This window comes from Lentilactobacillus kisonensis DSM 19906 = JCM 15041 (assembly GCF_001434135.1).
GTDB classification, from domain to species: domain Bacteria; phylum Bacillota; class Bacilli; order Lactobacillales; family Lactobacillaceae; genus Lentilactobacillus; species Lentilactobacillus kisonensis.
In genome coordinates this window covers 120,982-142,648 of record NZ_AZEB01000001.1, presented here as the reverse complement: position 1 = coordinate 142,648, position 21,667 = coordinate 120,982, and the positions used below count along the sequence as shown (strand labels likewise).

Genomic DNA, 21,667 nt, shown 5'->3' with positions numbered 1-21,667 from the left:
CTTAGAAAGTGTCGTTAAAAATGTATAAAGTTTATAGTGACGCAGCGGTTAATCAGCAAAATCATCGTTCAGCAATTGGTGTTTTGCTTGTCCATGATGGCAAACAAATGCAGTTTAAAAATACAATTACTGCTACTAACAACCATGAGGCAGAATTTATCGCTGCAATTGAAGCATTTCAGAAGTTAATCCAGCTTAAGGCAGATCCAGCCGAAATCATCTTTTATCACACGGATAGTAAAATCGTGATTGATAGTTTAAATAAAGAGTATGCCAAACATTTTCAGCCTGAAGTTAATCAGCTGTTAGCATTGCAGTCCAAATTTGCAACCGTCATCAATACCTGGATTCCAGATCACAAAAACCATGGTGCTCACTACCTTGCATTACAGGCGCTTCATTCAGTTCAGGATTAGTGAATGTAGGCACTTACCGGCTTCGTGTAGGCTTCAAAGCTTTCTAAACCTCGCTGTAAAATACTTTTTGCAAGCAAATAACCGATGATTGGCCCGGTAGTTAAACCAGATGATCCCAAACCACCACCCACAAGGATTGAATCAGAGATAGTTGTTAAACTGCCAAAAAACGGGCCAAAGTCTGGTGTATAGGCTCTTGTGCCAACTCGGACATTAACAATTTGGTTTCTTGACAGCGTATTAATAAAGACCTTTGCATTACCTAAAAGCTCACTTTGTGCCGACTGCGTTGGTGTCAAATCAAATTGACCGTCATCTTCATGGGTAGCCCCGATAACTAACTTCCCGTTTGCGAATGGGATAATATCGCTACTTCCTTCTGGCATTAGTACTGGTAACTTCATCCATGAATGGTCAGCGGCAAGCGATAAATCAATTAATTGCCCCTTCTGTGGCCGAATGGCAGCTTTCACTCCAAGTGGTGCTAAAGTGTCTTTCATCCAAGCACCGGTTGCAATAATCATATTATCAAATTGACGCTGACCAGTGTGATCAATCACTCGGCCATGTCGATCTAATTTTACCCGTTGCTTAACGATGGTTAAATTTCGACTCTCGGCGTTTCTCAGTAATTGAGTAACAAAAGCACTGCCATCAATTTTAGCCCCACCGCTTACAAATACCCCTTCCGGCGGATTAGTAATAAAGGGCATCCGTTGACCAACCTGGTCAGCAGTGAGAAGTACAATATCTCCCATCGCCGGTGTATCAGCAGCTCTTCGCTGTGCTTCAGTGTATAGACGCAATAAATCAGCATGATCTTTCCGGGTTACAATCGTTCCGGTTTGTTGATAAACATCAGCGCCAAGATTGGCATCCATGACCAATTGAGGTAATAATTCTGCCCCTCGCTTTGCTAACGCATACCACCGTTTGTTCCGCCGTTTAGACAGCCAAGGCGAAATGATGCCAGAGGCCGCCTTAGTTGCTTGACCAGTACCGTCATCATATAACGTCACGTGAACAGACTCACTGCCCTTCAGAAAGCTTAGGTAAAAAGCAGCTGTCGCGCCAATAATGCCACCACCAATAATTGCGACTTGTCTCAAAAAGTAATCACTCCCTTTATTCAACCAATTCTTATTTTAACATATAAGTTGAATTATTTTTGTTTAAAACTGCTCAAACTACTCAAATCACGAACTTTTTTACCCCAAAATTGGAAATAGTCCGTTCTTATTGATCCGTTATATAATTTTCTTCGCTTAGTAGCCTTTTGACCATAATATTTTTCAAATTCCAAATCAGAAGTCAGGAAATACTTTGACCAGCTTGTCAACGGTTTAAAAGCTTTTCCCATTTGTCGATAAAGTTCGTGCGCACGTTGGGCATCACTCATTCGTTGCCCATAAGGGGGATTCCCAACAACCACACCATTTACTTTATCCGTTTTAAAGTCGGCAACTGCTAACTGCTTAAAATGAATATCATCCAGTAAACCAACCTCTTCAGCATTGCGCTTAGAAATGTCAATCATGTTACCATCAATATCACTGGCAGAAATATCTAATTCAGTATCATAGTCAGCTTGGGCATCCGCCTCGTCACGAACTCGTTGGACCATGTTAGCATCAATCCAAGGCCATTTTTCGCAAATAAAGTCCCGATTAAAGCCTGGAGCAATGTTGCGACCAATTAATGCAGCTTCGATCGGAATCGTTCCAGAACCACAAAATGGATCTAAGAACGGGACATCTGGGTACCAGTTAGTCAGCATAACTAAGGCGGCTGCCATATTTTCCTTTAACGGGGCTTCCCCCTTTTCGACCCGGTATCCCCGTTTGAACAGGCTAGCACCCGTTGTGTTAAGGGTTATCATGACATGATCTTTGCTAATAGCAACCTCTAGTGGGAACTCAGCCCCGGTTTCTGGCAACCTAGTATGACGGTGATAGGCGGTGCTCAATTCATTTACAATCGCTTTTTTGACAATCGCTTGTGAATCGGGAACACTATGCAGTTTAGAATTCTTAGACCGGCCTTCAACGGGGAAAGCAGCATCCATTGGCAGCATTTTATCCCAAGCAATCGCAGTTGTTTGTTCAAATAACTCGTCAAACGTCACGGCATCAAATTCATCAATCACAATTTTGATTTTATCAGCGGTTCTTAACCATAAATTAGTTTTAATAATGTCTTCTTCAGATCCCTTAAAGCGGGCCCGACCATTTTCAACTTGAACATTGTAGCCTAAATCTCTGAGTTCTTTTCCAACTAATGCTTCAATTCCAGCAGCACAAGTTGCGATTAAATTAAATTCCATAAGATTCCTCTCATTTCCAGTTTTGGATAACAAAAAAGTGGGAGCAAGCTCCCACCCAACCTGTTTGGTGTAAATCCCTATAAGCCATGTTTTGTGCTTACTTTATCCCAGGACGGTAAAGTAAGTAGTAATCATCTATCTGAGAAGTACCATGTACTTCTCCCCCACACTTGGTTCATTTACCGTGTGTGAAGCTCCCCTACCAAAGTTTGGGTTTCCCGCTCGAGGGGTTTACCGCGTTCCATCAGCATGGTTTCCCATACTGTTCGTCACTGTGGCACCTTAGGGAATAATCAGCATAGCAAAGCCTTAGCCACTTATTCCGCCGTAACTCTAAAAGAGTCCCCCGGCTTATTTTTTCACCGAGCACGAACACTACAGGCATCGCAGCCTGTGCGAGAATGGACTTTCCTCAGCCGTAATAATACGACCGCAATTACTCAGGATTTACACCAGATAGTATAAAATTAATTGGGACTACAGTCTGTGAGAATCATTTGAATTATTATCCAGTTGTGATCCAAACACCCGTCGTTCCAAATTTGATAAACGTTTTAAAATGTCCATGTTAGTTGCACTAGACATTGGTTGGCTGGCCGTCGTTGTTCTACTTGGGCTAACACCAGCAGTTGGAAGTGGCTGGGTGCTAGAAACGGCAACTTGCTTGTTCAATTCATCTACTTGAACTTTAAGCCGCTCGTTTTCGTCACTTAACTCTTGCAATTGCTTATTAAAGGTCTCGTAGTCTTTGATTATATTATCCAAAAAGCTATCGACATTGTTAGGGTCATAACCCCTCATCTTTTGTCGAAATTCTTTTTGTAGAATATCCTTCGGAGTATAATTAATGTTTTCCATTTATTGGGTACACCTCATCTTTAATTTGCAACAAACCAATAAAATAATATCATAGATTAGTTGTCTTGGGAACTATTATTTAAGTTTTCTTGATATTCATCTGCGGCTGCCTGCAAATCATCAAACGTTATTAAGCGATATGGATAAGGATGATTCTCGGCAAACCGTTTAATTTTATCAAAATCGTATTGCGTTTTTCCTGGATTATCTAAATCATATATCAATATTGCCTGATCCGTGTGTGTTAACATGAATTCTTGATAATTTCTTAATTGTTCTGGCGACGTATACGTTTTTTGGCTAACTGCTGCGGAAAAATCAGCGGCTCCTTTAACCTTGCTGAATCGCTGCTGGTTCTCCGCATTCCAATTATTCCCAAATTCCATAAAGGGCAGCATCATTGCGGTTTTAAATTCACCAGGATAATCATTTTTTAAAGCTGTTGCAGCACTTAGCGCCCACTGTTCAACCCCTAGTTGGCCACCCGAAATTATCCAGTCCGTGCCGTCAATGATTGCTTGAATCAACTCAGTTTTTAAAACCGAATCAATTACTTTTCGTTTGGGATTGTCATCCTTAAAGATCCCTAGTTCATAGCTTCGATAGCCAGTTATCCATAAACGGCTCAAAATATCACCTTACCGATAAAAGATTTTCAATAGTCTCTACTCTTGATATAATAACATTATTATGGTTAATTTATACAGAAATGCAGTACAATGTAACTATTCATATTCAAAAAAGGAAGCTTTCAGTTCATGACTATCAGATACCCTAATGGCAATCATTTTTACGAACAACCAGCCTCTTCGAATGAACACAATAACGCCGTTGATTTTTCTAATCGAGGAATGGCATTAGAAGATGAGCTTAATAAAAGCAATACCTATTATCTGAATAATGGGATTGCCGTCATTCATAAAAAGCCTACTCCAATTCAAATTGTCTCTGTCGATTATCCCAAACGGAGTGCTGCCAGAATCAAGGAAGCCTATTTTCGTCGCTCATCAACAACAGATTATAATGGTGTATACAAAGGGCACTATATCGACTTTGATGCAAAGGAAACTAAGAACAAAACATCGTTTCCTTTAAAAAATTTTCATAAACATCAAGTTGAACATATGAGACAATGTTTAAAGCAACAAGGTATTTGTTTTGCGATCATCAAATTTATTGATGACCAATCTGTCTTTTTGTTAAGGGCCACCGATCTCATTGATTATTGGGATAACCAGGCGACTGGTGGTAGAAAGTCCATTCCAAGAAAAGTCATTGAACAAGCTGGTTTTTTGATTCCCTATCGAATTAATCCACTATTGCCCTATTTAAGTGCGGTTGATTCAATCATTGATCAGACTAAGTAAGTTGCGAAGGAGAACTCTATGTCACAGAATAGTCCTAAGTCTCGTGCCGAAATCCGAAGAGGACGGCAATTCACTAAGAAAAAGGGACCGTTTAGAAGAATTATTAAGTACCTATTAATCTTATTCGGCCTTATCATTTTATTTGGTGCAGGGTTATTTACATTTTATGCTGCCAGTGCCCCACAAATTACCCGTTCTGCACTTTCAAGCGATAATTCAACTAAGTTTTACGATGCAAATGGCCAGGTAATCTCAAGACTTGGCAGCCAAAACCGAGATTACGTTAAAGCCAAAAATATTCCAAGAACACTTAAGCAAGCCGTTGTTTCGATTGAAGATCGTCGTTTTTACAAGCATCATGGGGTTGATCCAATCAGAATCATTGGTGCAACCATTTCAAACATCACTGGGTCTTCACTTGGTCTTCAAGGAGGAAGTACGCTTACCCAACAACTTGTTAAATTATCGGTATTCTCAACAGCTGCAAGTGATCGAACGTTAAAACGAAAAGCCCAAGAAGCTTGGCTAGCGTTGAAAGTGGAACGCCACTATTCTAAGAGCCAAATCTTAGAATTCTACATCAACAAAGTTTATATGGGTAACGGTGTCTATGGGATGCAAACAGCATCCGAATTCTATTATAATAAAACACTTAAACACCTCACCTTACCTGAATTTGCATTGTTGGCTGGAATGCCGCAATCACCGACTCTTTATAATCCGTATAAGTACCCTAAATATGCGACTGAACGACGGGATGAAGTCCTTAACGCGATGGTTAAAAATAAAGTTATCACTCAGCAGCAGGCTCAAAACGCTAAAAGTATCAGTGTCAAACGGCATCTGTCATATACACACAGCAAAGCCCAGACTGCCCAGCGAACATCTAAATATATCGATTCTTACCTGAAACAATCATTAGAAGAGCTTCACAATAAAGGCTACAAGCAAAATAGTGGCTTAAAAGTTTATACAAACCTTGACTTAAGCGCCCAAAAGAAATTATATAACGTTGCTAATGGCACCTCCTCTGGGATTGTTTATCCAAGTAATCGGTTCCAAATTGGGGCAACTCTTGTTAATCCGAATAATGGTAAGGTACTCGCAATGCAGGGCGGCCGCAAAATTAAGGTTGCGTTTGGCCTTAACCGAGCCGTTCAAACTGGTAGATCATCAGGATCAACTGCTAAACCCATTATGGATTATGGCCCAGCAATTCAGTACCTAAAATATCCAACCTACCAACCAGTAAAAGATACCCCATACACCTATGCTGGATCTGACAAATCCGTCATGGACTTTGATAATAAGTACCAAGGAACCATTACAATGAGAAAGGCGCTAGTTGAATCACGAAATATTCCTGCGATCAGAACCTTGGAAAACGTCGGTGTTCCTGATGCCACTAAGTTCTTAAAGAATCTTGGGATGTCCTTTAGTAAGCCACTCGAGCTGCAAAACGGGATTGGGCTATATATTTCTTCAGAACAATTAGCTGCATCGTATGCTGCCTTTTCAAATGGCGGCACATACTACAAGCCCTATTTAATCAGAAAAGTAGTTCAACCAAACGGGGTTTCACATGCCTATCATCAAAAAGGGAAACGGGCAATGTCACCAGCAACCGCATTTATGATTACCAATATGCTTAAAGGCGTCATGGCTGACGCCAACGGTTCTGGAACGGCCGCGAAAGTTTCTGGTTTGTTCGAAGCTGGTAAGACCGGGACCACCCAATATCCAGACGATTATATTAACCAAGTTCCCGCAGATTCTTCGATGGACTCGTGGTTCTCCGGTTTTACCAAGAACTATTCACTGGCAATTTGGACTGGTTATGACCATCAATTTAAAGCAAATTCTTACATTACCCCAACTCAGACAACCATTGCCCAGCAAATTTATAAATCGGTAATGGGCTATATCTCAACCAATAAGCCAAATGTTGATTGGACAAAACCAGATGACGTGGTGGCAACTGATCGTGGCGGCCAAACTGAGTATTACGTTGCCGGTTATCCTGGCACAGTTGCTGATAACAGTTCTAATCAAACTGACAGTGGTTATACTGTCGATAGTGGCTCAAGTTCGGATAATACAACGATCACTCAACCTCGAAGTAATGAAAGTTCTGATCGAAGTGATCGAACAACTGAATCGTCACAAACCCCTACCACCCAAGAGCCAAATGGCGATGGTGGTGACAGTAGTGACGCAAGTTCATCATCTGCTTCATCTAGTTCACCAGATACCGGCGGCAATACGACCAATAACAATGGTGATAGCACCAATAATTCACCAGACAGTAATGCAGGATCAGGCAGTAATAACGATACAACCACGACACCCTGATCAATAGATGTACGGGTCTTTGTTAACAAAATCAGTTCAAAAATAGAGCAGCTACTCCAATTGGAATAGCTGCTCTATTTTGTTAAGAAAATTGCTTCAGAATATACGCGAATGCGCATCCTTTACTGGTTATCTTCAGGCTTACCAGATAGGTTGATGAATGGAATTTTAGGCCCACTATATCGTGCAGGTGGCTCACTCTCTGAAGCCTTTCGTTTCCGCCGATATGCCTCAACTTGCTGGGACGATTTAAGGTTTTTCTTTTCCCAATTGCTGAGGATTCGGTCCATATACTTCAGATTGTAAACTTGACTTAATACCGCTTCTTTTAACGCCATTTGAATAATTTCTGGTGTGTAGTGATCAATATCTAACCACTGACTGATCGTTTCCATCTCAATCGGCGATAGTGTTCTGCCAAATTCCTTTTCGATGCTTTCAAATACAGCTTGACGCTGATTGACCCCAATCGGTTTGTCATCTTGCTGCTGGGTGTCTTGCTCCTGTGATTTTAGTAATCCTAATTTTTCATACATCTGACTAAAATCATAAGCATCAACTTTTTGACCTTCAACATCAATTTGGGTTATTGCCGCCAACTTTTTTTCAATCATTTGGTGGAATAGGTTAAACAATTTTTGCTCACTAAAGCCGGTTTGCTGCTGCAAGTCACCTATCTCTGGCATTGGGACAATTAAGTCATGGTTGCCCTTTATCAGCAAATACACCAATAATGCTTCATTGCTAACCCCAATTTGGTGGTAATTTTGTAATAGATAATTGTTAACAGTTGTTTGGCCTTGGTTAAGAAGTTTCAGCGCATAATTATCCAATAACATTACCTCCCTCCCAATTCCAGGACTCACCAAACATTATGGGTAAATTCTATTTAACAATCTTGGGAATGGAATCGCTTCTCGAACGTGATCCTCACCAGTAATCCACGTTAAGGCCCGTTCAAGCCCCAGACCGAATCCTGAATGCGGGACACTTCCGTATTTTCTTAAGTCCAAATACCATGAGTAATCTTTTGGATCAAGCCCATGTTTAACAATTTGATCGTAAAGGTAATCATAATCTGTAGCCCGTTCTGATCCACCGATAATTTCACCATAGCCTTCTGGAGCCAGCAAATCTGCGCAAATAACAACGTCATCGCGAGTTGGATGTGGCTTCATATAAAACGGCTTAATTGCCTTTGGATAATTCAAAATAAAGACAGGCTGATTAAACTGATCAGCTAAGAATGTCTCTTCGGGCGAACCAAAATCGATGCCCCATTCTAAGTCGAAACCGCCCTTTTTCAACATATCAATTGCTTCGTCATAGCTAATTCGGGGATAAGGCAACACGGTGTATTTTTTCAACACATCAATATCTCGACCGAGTGTTTCTAGCTCATGTGGACAGTTTTCAATTACCCGGGATACCAAATAAGCGATATACCGTTCCTGAATTGCTAAGCTTTCTTCCTGATGCATAAAGGCCATTTCAGGTTCAATCATCCAAAACTCAATCAAATGACGCCGGGTCTTGGACTTTTCAGCCCTAAAAGTTGGCCCAAAGGAAAACACCTTACCAAACGCTTCAGCGCCGGCTTCTTCATATAACTGGCCACTTTGGGAAAGATAGGCGTCTTGATCGAAGTACTCCGTGTGAAATAACGTGGTTGTTCCTTCAGGCGCACTACCAGTTAGAATCGGCGCATCAATTTTAACAAAGCCATCATCATAGAAGAAATCATAACTAGCTTTAATAACTTCGTTTCTAATTCGCATCACAGCATTTGGCCGGCTAGACCGCAACCACAAATGACGATGATCCATCAAAAAATCGACCCCATGTTCTTTAGGGGTAATTGGGTAATCATGAGATTCTGCCACCACTTCAATTGTTTCTACTTCAATCTCATATCCAAACTTAGATCGGCTATCCTCATGAATGATCCCAGTGATCCACATACTGGTTTCCTGTTTGACTTCTTTAGCCAACTCAAACGTTTCTGGTGAAACGTTATTTTTGACAACAACGCCTTGAAAGAAAGCCGTTCCATCCCTTAGTTGCAGAAACGCAATCTTACCACTTGAGCGCTTATTTGTAAGCCAAACACCCATCTTTACTTTCTCGTTTACGTACTTGGGTGCATCAATCATACTAATTTGTTTCACTACCAATTCCTCCAGACAACTCTTTCTCTAAATAATGATTCATAAATCCATTGATTCTAGTAACAGCGGTTTTCAAGTCTGTCAGACTAGCTGCATAGCTTAACCGTATGTAACCAGGCAATCCAAACGCGGCTCCATCCACAACTGCAACATGGGCCTCATTTAGCAACCGCTCAACTAGCTGAGCCGACGATGTCACCCCAACCATCTTCATGGCGACGGCCACCTTGGGAAATAAATAAAGAGCCCCTTGGGGTTTCTGCGTAATTTCAAAGCCAGGAACCTTTTGAAGAAGTGGATAAATGGTATTCAAGCGCTTCTCAAACGCTTGCCGCATTCGACTAACGGCTTGCTGATCAGATTGAAGCGCCGCAATGGCAGCATACTGACTGACCGCTGCGGGGTTACCGGTCATGTGTGACAACAGTGAATTTACCCGCTGAATCAGCTCCTGGGGCCCAGCAATGTAACCAATCCGCCAACCAGTCATCGAATATGCTTTAGAAATGCCATTCACCATAATCGTCGCTTCACTAATTCTGCCTTCAAACTGAACCGGTGAATAAAACCGATTATTATTATAGATTAATTTACCGTAAATATCATCCGTAACTATGACCAGATTATGATCAACCGCCCAGTTTCCAATCGCACGTAACTCATTTTTCGAGTAAAGCGTGCCGGTAGGATTTTGCGGTGAATTAATGACTAGCACCTTTGACCGTGATGTATACGCCTGCTCTAGTAAATCAGGGGTAATTTTAAAATTACGATCAGTGTCAACCATAACTGGTTGCCCGTCAGCTAAGTAGACTTGTTGTTGATAGCTTACCCAACTTGGCTTCGGCAGAAGTACCTCATCACCTGGGTTAATTAACACCTGCATTAACACATATAAAGCCGTCTTAGCACCATTGGTCACACTAATCTGGTCGGTTGTGTATACGACACCATAGTCGCGTTGTGTCCGCTCAACAATTGCTTGCTTCAGCGTTAGCAAACCACTTGCAGGTGTATAAAAACTGGTTTTACCAGAATGAATTGCATCAATCGCAGCGTCAGCAATTGCTGTCGGTGTTGCGAAATCTGGTTCACCAATTCCCAAGTTGATCACATCAATACCGTTTCGGATCATTTGTTTTGCTTTACTTGAAACTTTAATTGTTGCTGATGGTGTAATTTGCGCTGTCCGGTTTGAAAATTTCATAATCATTTCCCTTCAATAAAGTGAGCGGAACAGAGCGATTAGAAATCGGAGTATAAGTCTCCTCTAACGGGAATCCCTGATTTTGGGATTTTCGTTAGAGGTGCTTATACGCAGATTTCTGCTTTGTGCAGCTGTCCTAGATGTTTTCAATTGACTTATAAACATTCCCAGTTTTGAAATTTAACGTTGCAAAACAGAGGTTGTCGTCGGAATTCAGATAACTGACCACCCAGTATGGCTTGCTATTAATGAGCGTCAAGCTGATACTGTTAATTTTTTGGGGCGACTTCTTTTCAGTAATCACATTCCTGATTTCCGTTTCAGATAAACCACTGTTCTGATTGATAACGGTGATGTTACCACCCTTTTTAGCAATGATAACGTAGATTTTGCGTCCCTTATTATCCTTACCAGCCACCGAATAATAGGTTTTATTTAGATTGGATGAATAAAATGAACTTACCGTAGTGAGTCCGGCATATTTCTTAGCCATTGATACTGTCTGGCTTCGAGCCGTGTTCATCGGCTTCTCAGCCTGATGAAAGGTGATGAACACCGTGAAGAAAAGTACCAAGATGATGGCCGTTATGATCCATGAAATTTTAATTGTCGATTGTTTCTTAATTCGCCGTTGCCTTTGCATAATATTGTCCTTTCACATTGTCATGCCCTTTATTATAGCAAATTATAGTCCATACCGATGCGGTCTATGCTTTGCTTTCAAAAAATTTAACCATGTCGGCAATACAATGGTTAATATCACCTTGAACAATCGGAATTTCATTTCGTAAGTTTGCTAAAACGATACTGCCATATCGTTTTGTTAATAATCTAGGGTCCAAAATAAAGATGGTCCCATAATCATCCCTGGTTCTAAGCAGTCGCCCCATTCCTTGACGAAGCCTTAAAGTTGCTTTTGGTAAGGTAATACTATAAAACGGATTTTTGCCCTTACTTCGTTCGATTGAATAGCGGGCATGGTTGTATGGATCTGCAGGCGTATCAAAGGGTAACTGCGCTACTATTAAGTTTTCTAGCAGGTGATGTGGAAAGTCAACTCCCTGCCAAAAAGTATTTGCGCCTAGCAAGATTGCTGGTTCGTGATGGATAAATTGTTTGCTAATTTTGGTTGCCGTACCATGAACACCTTGGGCAAGGACGAAGTGATTGGCCGTAAAGCCGCTCTCTTGAAGTAGTCGATAGGTCCGCTCAATTGCATTCAGTGAATTAAATAAAACCAGGGTTTGCCTAGGAACCTGACCATAAATGGCTTCAATATTAGTTGCGACCTGTTGTAGATATGCATCGGAATTCGTCGCAAATTTTGCATCACTTTCGTCGGTAACAAGATAAAGTCGAGCTTGATTAGCCGGGTTAAAATCGCTTTTTAACCGCTTGACTGCCGTCTTCTGCCTATCAATTCCTAGTAAATCATAGATGAATTGGGACCGTCGAGATGAAAAGATCGTCGCACCAGTAAAAGTCGTCGGTTCAAATGAAGAATAAATGTGTTCAGTTAAGTAATCTTCAGTCTTCAAGATCCCCCGGTTGAGCGTTAAACTATTAACGTCTTTAACGTGATTAATCGTCACCCAGGTCACGTGCTGTTCAATTGATTGGTCGTCAACGTCAATGATTCCGAGCAGCTGGCGAAGGCGGTCATTGAAATGATTATAGTTTTCAAAAAAAGAATAAATTCCCAAGAAGTCCTGATTTGTAAAGGAATTTGCGTTGTTATCAACTTCACGGTTTAGTTCGACTAACAAATCATCAATTTGATCCTTTACATGACGTAACTGCTGAATCATTCCCTGGTTAGCCTTGGTCGAATCCTTCATTTCAGTGATTGGAATTAATCGTTCGAAAAAGTCAACGTTTCGATGAAGCTTCTTGTGAGCAACCACCTGACTAAAAATAGTCGTCATAATCTGGTGAATAAGATTCTTTGTCGTCGTTAGTTTATCCGCTAATTCATCGGTCAGCCGACCTAAAATCGCATTATTGGCAATAATACTGCCAATGTTGTCCTCATGATTTTGATTGATACTTGCAAGAATTTTATTAATGATCGTAATTAACGATAGCGGATTAATTTTTTCCTGGTTATTCTTAATTGCCGTTTCGGCAAACTGCTGAGTTTCATCAATTAATAAATATGGTTTAACTGGTAGTTCTTTAAAATATTGCCAATTTTTGATTAAATACGTGTGGTTAACAATAATAAAATCAGCAAGTTTAGCTCGCTTCAAATTATAACGGAGAAAATCATCCTCATAGAACGGTTCACTTGGATCAAGCCAACGAACACCAGTATGTTGAATTTTCCACACAAAGGGCGTTTGGTCAACGTTTAAATGCAATTCATCCAGATCACCGGTGGTTGTCATCGTTAGCCAAACTAGAATCTGGGCCTTAACAAACGGTGTTTGATGAGAATTATCTGGCACAAATAAGAGGTTTTTGAATTTATATAGATCAATATAGTGCCTGGCCCCCTTTAAAATAATGCTACTAATTTCAAACGGCAGCTCCTGGTTTAACATCGGAATTGTTTGATTCTGGAGCTGAAATTGTAAATAAGTGGTTGATGTGCTAATCACAACTGGCTTTTGCTGACTCACTAAGTAAGAAAACGGTAAACAATAACCGAGACTCTTACCGATTCCAGTCGGTGCTTCGATTACCATTGTTTTAGCGTCATGGTGCTGTGGATCTGCATAATTGTTATAGATGAGGTTCATCATTTTATTTTGTTCCAGTCGGGATTCTAACTGGTCGGGCAAAATTTTGGCCTTGGCTTTTTTAGTCTTTGGATAACGATCATTAGCACTTCGCAACTGCTGCTTATCATTGCCTAATTCACGTCTCCTAATCACCAATCCAGACGACAATTTCAAATGCCCTGGTAGTTTTTTAACGTGTGCCTGCTTTTGATTCACTTCATTTGCGTTAAGGAACACTTTAAGGGTATCCTGTGGCAATGATGGGCTTACGTTGAGAATCTGTTGTAAGGTGGTACTTGGTAATTCTTCAATTTGGCGCAAAAGAATTAATAACAACTTAGCGGTTGCTAAAGCATCACTATCAGCCGTATGGGGATGATCATGTTCAATGTTAAAATACGCACTCAGATCTTGGAGCCGATAGCTTGAGAGCGTTGGTAGGAGGATTTGGCTCATCGTTACCGTATCAATTGCTTCAATTTGGAGCTCCGGATAACCTACTCGTTGAAATTCCGCATTGAGAAATGGAAAATCAAAATTGACGTTATGGGCAACAAATACCGTTTCATTCAATAGACCATACAATTTGGCAGCAACTTGATCAAACGTTGGTGCATGTGTTAAGCGGTCGTTTGTAATTCCCGTCAATTGAACGATGCGGTTAGGCACCTCACGTTGTGGATTAATATCCGTAACGAAAGTATCAGTTATTTTATTATCAGAAACCAGACAGCAGCTGAACTGAATTGTCCGGTCATCAGCTGCTAAATCAGTTCCAGTTGTTTCAATGTCAACAACTGCAAAGGTTGTTTTTGAATTCATATTGTTCACCAATCTAATGTATATCATGATTTTTCTTAAAGGTTCATTAACTTTTATAATACTACAAGCTGGTTATGATAATCTACCATCTAAGGGACTTCTATTTTTTATAAATTTTTAAAAATATTGCGAAAAGCTTCTTCCACTTATGAATTATGATAAAATTGGAATGTTTGAAAGTGAGCGGATAAAGAATTGAAAAAAAAAGCAACGGGAACAAGTTACGCTAAAATTATATTTTTCGGGGAGCACAGCGTCGTCTACGGTAAGCCCGCAATCGCCATTCCCGTTTATTCAGTAAACGTTACAGTCGCTATCAAGTTAATATCGGTCGGTCAAACGATCCACTGTCGTTACTTTGATGGGCCAATTTCTGAGATGGCCGACAACTTAAAAGGAATCGGCGTTCTAATCAGACAGCTTCTTAAGTCATTTAATTCACCTGATTTGCCATTTGAGTTAACAATTCAAAGCAAAGTCCCTTCCGAACGAGGAATGGGTTCGTCAGCTGCAACAGCTGTTGCCTTGGTTAGAGGCTTCTTTAATTTGTTCGAAAAGCCACTGACCCGGTCCAGGTTACTCGCACTTGCAGACGTTGAAGAGCAAATTACCCATGGCAATCCCAGTGGTTTAGACGCAGCAACTGCCAGCTCGGAGGCTCCAATTTGGTTTGTTAAGAACCAAATCAACGAACAAATTGAATTCCATAGTTCTGATTTATTTTTGGTGATTGCTGATAGTGGCATTAAGGGAAAAACCAGCGAGGCTGTGTCGCTGGTTCACAATAATGTGGTTACGAATTCTGATGTAGCGGTTCCCTTGATTGACCAACTGGGCACAATTGCCGACTCGGCTAAAGACGCCCTTGCAAGTGCTGATAAGAAACAGCTTGGGATGCTTATGAATCAAAGCCAACATCATCTTTCTAAATTAGGTGTCAGTACCGATACGCTAGATGACTTTTGTCGAATTGCTGTTGCCAATAATGCCTTAGGGGCCAAGCTGACCGGTAGTGGCCTTGGCGGCTGTATGATCAGTTTAACCGATAATCAGCGAGACGCCCAGATAATTTCAACTAAACTAAGACAAGCTGGGGCAACCCAAACTTGGATTCAATCATTTGAAAATTACGAATATTCCACAGGAGAAGCTCATGACAACCTCGTCAACTAGTTCGGCCAAAGCAGTAGCTCACACCAATATCGCCTTAATCAAGTACTGGGGTAAAAAGGATAGCCAACTCATTGTGCCATATACCAGCAGTTTATCATTAACGCTAGATAAGTTTTATACAGAAACGTCTGTGCGATTTGATCCAACACTTCCTGATGATATCGTCAAAATTGATCATCAGGAGGTCGCGGGCAAAAGCTGGCAACGAGTCCATGACTTCCTAACCATTGTCCGTAACCTTGCAGGAATGAAGGACCACGCGGAAGTAATATCGCATAATCAGGTCCCAATTGCCGCTGGATTGGCATCTTCAGCATCCGCATTCGCAGCATTGGCGGCAGCTGCCAGCAAAGCAGCCGGGTTAACACTCTCTAGCAAAGATCTGTCTAGACTAGCACGGAGAGGCTCTGGCTCAGCCTGTCGGTCAATTTTTGGTGGCTTTGTAGAATGGCGTCGGGGAACAAATGATTTGGATTCTTACGCTGTCCCGCTTAAGCAAAGCGCCCTTAATGATGTTGCCATCGTCGCCCTAACCGTCGAAAAAAAGCACAAAGCAGTTTCAAGTCGTGAAGGCATGAACCGCTCGGTGACCACTTCTCCCTATTACCCCACATGGGTTAAAGTTGCGCAAAATGATTTAAGCGACCTCAAAGTGGCTATTAATGCCAACGATTTTACAAAGTTTGGCAATATTAGTGAATTAAACGCCATGCGGATGCACGCATTGACTTTAAGCGCTGCCCCTGATTTCATGTACTTTAACGGGGAGACTTTAACCGCAATGAACGAGGTTAAACGCCTCAGACATGATGGTATTGAGTGCTACTATACGATTGACGCTGGGCCAAACGTTAAAGTGCTCTGTCAACAAGCCAACCTGGATGCCATTGTTAGTAGGTTTACGAAGTTACTTGGACAAGAACGGGTGGCAGTTGTTCACGCAGGACCAGGTGTGCATTATTTATAAGCAGAAAGGAAATGATCCGTTGATTACGGTGAAAGCGCCAGGAAAACTATACATTGCCGGAGAATATGCGGTCGTCGAAACTGGCTACCCATCAATCATTGTTGCGTTAAATCAATTCGTAACCGTCGAAATCTCCCGAAGCAAATCATATGGAAGTATCGTTTCTAAACAATATCGTGATGATTCCGTTTTTTGGCGTCGTCAAGGCGACCAAATGATCTTGGATAATCGGGACAATACCTTTAATTACATAATTTCAGCTATTAGACTCACTGAGGCATATGCCCAGGCACTTAACCGGCCTATGGATCTTTATGATTTACGAATCAATAGTGATTTAGACAGTCCCAATGGTAAAAAGTATGGGTTAGGATCTTCAGCTGCCGTGACGGTTGCAACCGTTAAGGCATTATGTCAGTTTTATCAGCTTCCCCTTACCAAAAGCCAATTGTTTAAACTGTCAGCCATAGCGCATTTAGATGTTCAGGGAAACGGCTCTCTGGGTGACATTGCTGCTAGTGTTTATGGTGGCTGGATTGCCTATCGTTCTTTTGACCGCAACTGGTTAATTGCTGCCCGCTCTGAACAAAGCTTAACTGAATTAGTTAACCAACCGTGGCCACACTTACAAATTACTCAGTTAACCCCGCCAAGGGATCTTCGGCTCATCATTGGTTGGACCGGAACGCCGGCCTCAACCTCTCATTTGGTTGATAAGGTCGCCATTCAAAAAAGTCGCCAACATCAAGTATATGATCAATTTCTCATGGAAAGTAAAAAGTGTCTAGAAGAATTGATCCAGGGATTCAAAGATGGCAGCTTGGAGACAATCAAAACCGGCATTAAACGAAACCGAGAAATTTTACAACATCTGGCGGCGTTCACTAAGGTTGCAATTGAAACACCGACCCTGAAGAAAATGTGCGATATTGCTGTGGAAAACTCGGCCGCAGCTAAGTCATCAGGAGCTGGCGGTGGTGATTGTGGGATTGTCGTCATTGATAAGCACACGGACGTCGATTCAATGATTCAACGATGGCAGGAAAACGGGATTACCCGCCTATCACTAAGTGTTCACCCCGTCATTGACATCAACAAGGAGTAACCAATGATTTCAAATCATTCACATCGAAAAGATGAACACGTTTCATTAGCGGAAAAGTTCTATCAGCCTGATAAGGATCTTTTTGATGAGGTTCGATTCATTAATCAGGGACTTGCAACTAGCTCTCTACGTGACATTAATATTGCTAGTCAACTAGGCCCGTTGCAGCTATCCGCTCCTTTTTACCTTGAAGCGATTTCTGGTGGCAGTGAACGAACGAAGAAGCTCAACGCCCGCCTGGCGACTATCGCAAATCAAACGGGGCTCGCAATGGCCGTAGGTTCTCAAAGCGTGGCCCTCAGTGACCCTTCGCTTCGAGATACATTTGAAATTGTGCGTCAAAATAACCCAGATGGTCTTATTTTTGCCAATCTTGGTGCAAATAAAACCGTTAACGATGCCTTGGCTGCTATCGATATGATTCATGCTGATGCACTGGAAATCCACATCAATGCGGCTCAGGAATTAATCATGCCGGAGGGTGATCGAACGTTTAATTTCAAACAAAACATCTCCGAAATTGTGACTAAAGTAAAGATCCCGATCATCATTAAAGAAGTTGGCTTTGGCATCAGTCAAGAAACGATTAGCGAGCTCCTTCAGCTTGGCGTGACCGCTATCAACGTAAGTGGTCGCGGGGGCACTAATTTTGCGATGATCGAAAATTTCCGCCGGCATTCAAAGGATATGGATTATCTTAAGGATTGGGGACTCACAACCATTGAATCACTCCTGGAAAGTCGCCAATTTCAGCAACAGGCAACCTTTGTCGCTTCTGGCGGTGTCAAATCACCATTAGCCGTTGCAAAATGTCTAGCGCTTGGGAGCTCGGCGGTTGGGGTTGCTGGGTATTTCTTAAACCAAGTTATCAAATATGACGACCAGCATGTTATTGACACAATTAATAACTGGAAATATGGTTTAAAAGCCATTATGCTCATGTTAGGGTGTTCAACAGTCGATGAGTTAAAACGACAAAGACTCATTCTTTCACCAAGGTTAATTTCTTACCTTGAACAGCGAAACATTAAATATTAACACTCAAAAAGCGGACTTAGTAACTTTCAAATTGAAGTTAACTAAATCCGCTTTTTGTGTTTTACAAATTAAACCGAAGTCCCTTTGGAAAGAAATTCTTGGCCGTCCCGTTCACTACCTTCACAAACCCAATTGGCAGGTCTTCACAGATAATCTGGTACCACCCCTTCTTAATTCCTGGGTCAACTGAAAATGTGTCCCCGTGAACATACTTTGCCCATTTGGCCTGATCAATCTTAAGCGTATTTTTCACTTGGTTTGGTTGCAGAGCTAACCCAGCGGCGTAACTTGGTTCAAACCGCTTTTTCTTAAACGTTCCCAGTTTAAGGCCCAGACGAACAACCTTAATGCCATCTAGATTGGGTGTCTGCTCAGGGACTGAATACAGATCATCTTTAAAGTTAACTAATTTTTGTAGCCGTGGTTGGTTTAAAGTCTCCTTAGCAAATGCGTTCCAAAGCTGTTGCTGATCCCTGGTAAGCGAGGAAATGTTCCGACTAATTGCTTCTGGTCGCTTATTTGAGTCACCCAGATTATCGCCAGGCTTTTTTAACTTCGCAATAAAGTGACCCTCGCCCTGAAAATGATGTGGGAATATCCGGACACACTTTTGCAAATCAGGATTACCATCTGCCCAATTGGGTTTTCCAGCATCCATCCCAGGGAATTTTTTAATTGGTAAAATTTCAAAGTGATATTCCGAAACCAGCCATGCAATGATCTGTTCATCTTCTTCTGGCGCGAATGTACAGGTTGAATAAATCAGTTCCCCACCTGGCCGCAAATTGTTCACAGCAGCTGCAAGGATAGTTCTCTGGCGCTTCGCACATTCTGCTGGGTAATCAATGTTCCAATACCCAACTGCAGCTGGATCCTTTCGGAACATCCCTTCTCCTGAACACGGTGCATCGACTAATAACCGGTCAAAAAAACCAGGTAATTTTTGCGCTAAAACATCGGGATTGGTATTGGTAACAATTGTATTCGTAAATGAAAATCGCTCAACGTTTTCCACCAAAGCCTTTGCTCGCTTCGAATCAATTTCGTTGGCCATCAGTAACCCTGTATTTTGAAGGTAACTCCCAAGGTGGGTCGTTTTTCCACCCGGCGCGGCGCAAAGGTCCAGTACCTTTTCATTTAAATGGGGCTTGGCAACTTCCCCCACATACATCGCACTGGGTTCCTGGCTGTATACAGCACCGGCTTGATGGACAATGCTTTTACCGCTTACTTGCCCATGGTAGCCAAATTGGCAGTGAGGAGTTGGTTGTCGATAATCTAATTCCTTGGGTTTGGGCTTTAACGGATTAATTCTAAACCCGTGGTCAGCCGGCGCTGAAAAGCTTTTGATAAACGCAGCTGCTTCTTTTTCACCCAGTAATTTTTCATATTTTTCAATAAACGTCGTTGGTAAATCCATTCTTAACTTCCTTTTTGTTGTCAATGATTGACGAAATATTATTTATCAGCTAACATAAAGCAATATGCTGGTTAAAGGAGTGAGTACAATTACAAAAAAACTAATCGCGCTTGACCTAGATGGGACTACGTTAAACAACGATGGTCAGATCAGTGCCCGGACCAAAGCAACCCTTAATCAAGCAATTAAAGCAGGTTGTGTGGTCAGTTTGGTTACTGGCCGTCCTAACCGAATTTCTGAAAATTTCTATGATGAACTTCATTTAAATTCACCAATGATTAATTTTAACGGTAATCTTGGTATTTTACCACACCAAAATTGGCCTCGCGAATATCAATACACAATTGATAAGGAAATTGTGATGGAATTACTTGGGAAAAGCAAGCAACTTGGACTGTCACTCATTGCCGTGGAAGGCCGTGACTTATTTTTAGCGAACAAAGGAATTAAAAGTGGATTTGGGTTCTTTCCTAGTACGCTTAAAACTAATCAAATTCTTAGTCAAAAAAGTTTGCAAGATAACCCCATTAGTATCACGGTGGAGGTGAAGCCAGAGCTAAAAGCAGGCTTGATCGATTTCGTTGAGAAACAATTTGGTGATCAAGTGGAAGTTTCCCCATGGGGCGGCCCCCACCCAATCGTTGAAATTGCGACGAAGGGTGTTCACAAATCAACTGGCTTAAAATTCCTAGCAGATTATTATGGCATCTTGCAACAAGACATCATCGCATTTGGGGATGAGGATAATGACCGAACGATGATGTCTTATGCTGGTAAGAGCGTTGCAATGAAAAATGCAATCCCAAGTATCAAGGCACTGGCCAACGACGTTACCACCTATACGAATGAAGAGGATGGCGTTGCCCGTTACTTGCAAGCGCATTTGGACCTAGCAGTTAGTCAGTAAATCATTCAATACAAGAATGTTGATATTTATCATAAAATCAACAATTTAATATAGTGGACCAAAGCGGTGTACCGTTTTTGGGTTCACTATTTTTTTACATAAATTTAGATAAATTGCTTGTTAAAACATTATTTTATCTATCTACCACTAATCTTTTCAACCATAAATTAACATCTCCCTATGAACTATTAGGGCAACTTGATGCTCTACTTACTCAAGTATAGTGTGTAATTCAAAGAATGTAAACGCTTTAGTCAGCCATTTACTGTCCGTTTTTCTATACACTAAATTAACAAAATAAGCGCACATTAATTGAAAGAAAGCGGATTCAGAACTATAATCAAAATTAGTCAGGGTACTTATCTATTTGCGAAGGGAGAGACAATATATGGATGCAATTAGATACTATTCACGAACCGGGAATACTAAGAAACTTGCAAACATGTTAGGCGACCTATTAAAAATAGAATCGAAATCGATTGAGGTACCCATCGATGAGCCCGTCAATCGGCTTTACTTGGGTGGCGGCATCTACAACATGAACGTCGATGAACATTTGAAAACGTTTACCAGTCGTTTAGATCCCCATAAAGTAACCGAAGTTTTTCTATTTGGAACGTCTGGCAGTTTATTTACGGTTGGCAAACAACTTGGCAAGATTTTAGACGAAAAGGGTATTAAGGTATCCAGTGATCATCTTTTCCTCCATGGTCTCATGCCAAAATTGGGAAACATTAATAAGCATCAGCAAGAAGAGGTCAAAGCATTTGTTAAGGAAACTGTTATTGAATAATAGCAGTGAATTCGATAGTAGCGAGATG

19 protein-coding genes and 1 other RNA gene are annotated in these 21,667 nt (G+C 41.3%); 9 read left to right on the top strand and 11 right to left on the bottom strand.

Features of this window, described 5'->3' with window-relative positions; all coding sequences use genetic code 11:
* Nucleotides 1-20 precede the first annotated feature (20 nt).
* Nucleotides 21-416 (top strand): ribonuclease HI family protein, encoded by a 396-nt coding sequence (locus tag FC98_RS00675; protein ID WP_008856785.1) that lies wholly within the window; start codon nt 21-23, stop codon nt 414-416.
* Here FC98_RS00675 and FC98_RS00670 read toward each other — a convergent pair.
* The 5 genes from FC98_RS00670 to FC98_RS00655 all read right to left on the bottom strand — a co-directional run bounded on the left by FC98_RS00670 (nt 413) and on the right by FC98_RS00655 (nt 4,226).
* Entirely contained in the window at nt 413-1,525 is a 1,113-nt protein-coding gene (locus FC98_RS00670; RefSeq protein ID WP_040471510.1) for an NAD(P)/FAD-dependent oxidoreductase, read from the bottom strand. The genes FC98_RS00675 and FC98_RS00670 overlap by 4 nt on opposite strands.
* Nucleotides 1,526-1,578: 53 nt before the next feature.
* Nucleotides 1,579-2,739 (bottom strand): THUMP domain-containing class I SAM-dependent RNA methyltransferase, encoded by a 1,161-nt coding sequence (locus FC98_RS00665; protein WP_056949012.1) that lies wholly within the window; start codon nt 2,737-2,739, stop codon nt 1,579-1,581.
* A gap of 75 nt (nt 2,740-2,814) precedes the next feature.
* Nucleotides 2,815-3,187: RNase P RNA component class B (rnpB, locus tag FC98_RS13980), an RNA gene on the bottom strand.
* A 29-nt stretch (nt 3,188-3,216) separates the two neighbouring features.
* Nucleotides 3,217-3,597, bottom strand: coding sequence for a cell division regulator GpsB (gpsB, locus tag FC98_RS00660; RefSeq protein ID WP_054654245.1), 381 nt, complete (start codon nt 3,595-3,597; stop codon nt 3,217-3,219).
* Nucleotides 3,598-3,653: 56 nt separating this feature from the next.
* Entirely contained in the window at nt 3,654-4,226 is a 573-nt protein-coding gene (locus FC98_RS00655) for an SLOG family protein (RefSeq protein ID WP_056949010.1), read from the bottom strand.
* A gap of 129 nt (nt 4,227-4,355) precedes the next feature.
* Here FC98_RS00655 and recU point away from each other — a divergent pair, with 129 nt between their 5' ends.
* Both recU and FC98_RS00645 read left to right on the top strand, forming a co-directional pair.
* Complete coding sequence (gene recU / locus FC98_RS00650) at nt 4,356-4,964, top strand: Holliday junction resolvase RecU (RefSeq protein ID WP_008856780.1); 609 nt, start codon at nt 4,356-4,358, stop codon at nt 4,962-4,964.
* 18 nt (nt 4,965-4,982) lie between these two features.
* On the top strand, nt 4,983-7,316 hold the full coding sequence (locus FC98_RS00645; RefSeq protein ID WP_008856779.1) for a PBP1A family penicillin-binding protein: 2,334 nt from the start codon (nt 4,983-4,985) through the stop codon (nt 7,314-7,316).
* A 122-nt stretch (nt 7,317-7,438) separates the two neighbouring features.
* Here the strand turns inward: FC98_RS00645 and FC98_RS00640 are convergent, their stop codons facing one another.
* The 5 genes from FC98_RS00640 to FC98_RS00620 form a co-directional block, all read right to left on the bottom strand.
* Nucleotides 7,439-8,149 carry a DnaD domain-containing protein gene (locus tag FC98_RS00640; RefSeq protein ID WP_040471537.1) on the bottom strand — a complete coding sequence of 237 codons (711 nt, stop codon included), beginning with the start codon at nt 8,147-8,149 and terminating at the stop codon, nt 7,439-7,441.
* A gap of 39 nt (nt 8,150-8,188) precedes the next feature.
* A complete protein-coding gene (gene asnS, locus FC98_RS00635) occupies nt 8,189-9,484 on the bottom strand; it encodes an asparagine--tRNA ligase (RefSeq protein ID WP_054654243.1) in 1,296 nt (431 codons plus the stop codon).
* Entirely contained in the window at nt 9,471-10,691 is a 1,221-nt protein-coding gene (locus FC98_RS00630) for a pyridoxal phosphate-dependent aminotransferase (RefSeq protein WP_054654241.1), read from the bottom strand. Before FC98_RS00630 ends, asnS begins: the two co-directional genes overlap by 14 nt.
* 136 nt (nt 10,692-10,827) lie before the next feature.
* On the bottom strand, nt 10,828-11,334 hold the full coding sequence (locus tag FC98_RS00625) for a cell wall elongation regulator TseB-like domain-containing protein (protein ID WP_008856775.1): 507 nt from the start codon (nt 11,332-11,334) through the stop codon (nt 10,828-10,830).
* Between the two features lie 64 nt (nt 11,335-11,398).
* On the bottom strand, nt 11,399-14,236 hold the full coding sequence (locus tag FC98_RS00620) for a helicase C-terminal domain-containing protein (protein WP_056949008.1): 2,838 nt from the start codon (nt 14,234-14,236) through the stop codon (nt 11,399-11,401).
* A gap of 195 nt (nt 14,237-14,431) precedes the next feature.
* Between FC98_RS00620 and mvk the strand changes: the two genes are divergently transcribed.
* The 4 genes from mvk to fni are packed head-to-tail and all read left to right on the top strand — an operon-like array spanning nt 14,432 to nt 18,519.
* On the top strand, nt 14,432-15,409 hold the full coding sequence (gene mvk, locus FC98_RS00615; protein WP_008856773.1) for a mevalonate kinase: 978 nt from the start codon (nt 14,432-14,434) through the stop codon (nt 15,407-15,409).
* Nucleotides 15,390-16,376: a diphosphomevalonate decarboxylase gene (gene mvaD, locus FC98_RS00610; RefSeq protein WP_008856772.1), complete on the top strand. Its 987-nt coding sequence runs from the start codon at nt 15,390-15,392 to the stop codon at nt 16,374-16,376. The genes mvk and mvaD overlap by 20 nt, the downstream gene beginning before the upstream one ends.
* A 19-nt stretch (nt 16,377-16,395) precedes the next feature.
* The gene (locus FC98_RS00605) at nt 16,396-17,481 is read left to right on the top strand and encodes a phosphomevalonate kinase (protein ID WP_040471503.1); all 1,086 of its coding nucleotides are present in this window, start codon (nt 16,396-16,398) and stop codon (nt 17,479-17,481) included.
* Nucleotides 17,482-17,484: 3 nt separating this feature from the next.
* The gene (gene fni, locus FC98_RS00600; RefSeq protein WP_008856770.1) at nt 17,485-18,519 is read left to right on the top strand and encodes a type 2 isopentenyl-diphosphate Delta-isomerase; all 1,035 of its coding nucleotides are present in this window, start codon (nt 17,485-17,487) and stop codon (nt 18,517-18,519) included.
* A 61-nt stretch (nt 18,520-18,580) separates the two neighbouring features.
* Here the strand turns inward: fni and FC98_RS00595 are convergent, their stop codons facing one another.
* The gene (locus FC98_RS00595) at nt 18,581-19,939 is read right to left on the bottom strand and encodes an RsmF rRNA methyltransferase first C-terminal domain-containing protein (RefSeq protein WP_008856769.1); all 1,359 of its coding nucleotides are present in this window, start codon (nt 19,937-19,939) and stop codon (nt 18,581-18,583) included.
* 79 nt (nt 19,940-20,018) lie between these two features.
* Here FC98_RS00595 and FC98_RS00590 point away from each other — a divergent pair, with 79 nt between their 5' ends.
* Both FC98_RS00590 and FC98_RS00585 read left to right on the top strand, forming a co-directional pair.
* Nucleotides 20,019-20,846, top strand: coding sequence for a Cof-type HAD-IIB family hydrolase (locus FC98_RS00590; RefSeq protein ID WP_156637171.1), 828 nt, complete (start codon nt 20,019-20,021; stop codon nt 20,844-20,846).
* Between the two features lie 388 nt (nt 20,847-21,234).
* Nucleotides 21,235-21,639, top strand: coding sequence for a flavodoxin family protein (locus FC98_RS00585; RefSeq protein WP_008856765.1), 405 nt, complete (start codon nt 21,235-21,237; stop codon nt 21,637-21,639).
* The last annotated feature ends 28 nt before the right edge of the window (nt 21,640-21,667 follow it).

Coding starts and splice junctions, on each gene's coding strand:
- FC98_RS00675 (WP_008856785.1), top strand. CDS start 21: ATGTATAAAGTTTATAGTGACGCAGCGGTTAATCAGCAAAATCATCGT.
- FC98_RS00645 (WP_008856779.1), top strand. CDS start 4,983: ATGTCACAGAATAGTCCTAAGTCTCGTGCCGAAATCCGAAGAGGACGG.
- FC98_RS00625 (WP_008856775.1), bottom strand. CDS start 11,334: ATGCAAAGGCAACGGCGAATTAAGAAACAATCGACAATTAAAATTTCA.
- gpsB (WP_054654245.1), bottom strand. CDS start 3,597: ATGGAAAACATTAATTATACTCCGAAGGATATTCTACAAAAAGAATTT.
- mvaD (WP_008856772.1), top strand. CDS start 15,390: ATGACAACCTCGTCAACTAGTTCGGCCAAAGCAGTAGCTCACACCAAT.
- fni (WP_008856770.1), top strand. CDS start 17,485: ATGATTTCAAATCATTCACATCGAAAAGATGAACACGTTTCATTAGCG.
- FC98_RS00620 (WP_056949008.1), bottom strand. CDS start 14,236: ATGAATTCAAAAACAACCTTTGCAGTTGTTGACATTGAAACAACTGGA.
- FC98_RS00630 (WP_054654241.1), bottom strand. CDS start 10,691: ATGAAATTTTCAAACCGGACAGCGCAAATTACACCATCAGCAACAATT.
- FC98_RS00595 (WP_008856769.1), bottom strand. CDS start 19,939: ATGGATTTACCAACGACGTTTATTGAAAAATATGAAAAATTACTGGGT.
- recU (WP_008856780.1), top strand. CDS start 4,356: ATGACTATCAGATACCCTAATGGCAATCATTTTTACGAACAACCAGCC.
- FC98_RS00665 (WP_056949012.1), bottom strand. CDS start 2,739: ATGGAATTTAATTTAATCGCAACTTGTGCTGCTGGAATTGAAGCATTA.
- FC98_RS00585 (WP_008856765.1), top strand. CDS start 21,235: ATGGATGCAATTAGATACTATTCACGAACCGGGAATACTAAGAAACTT.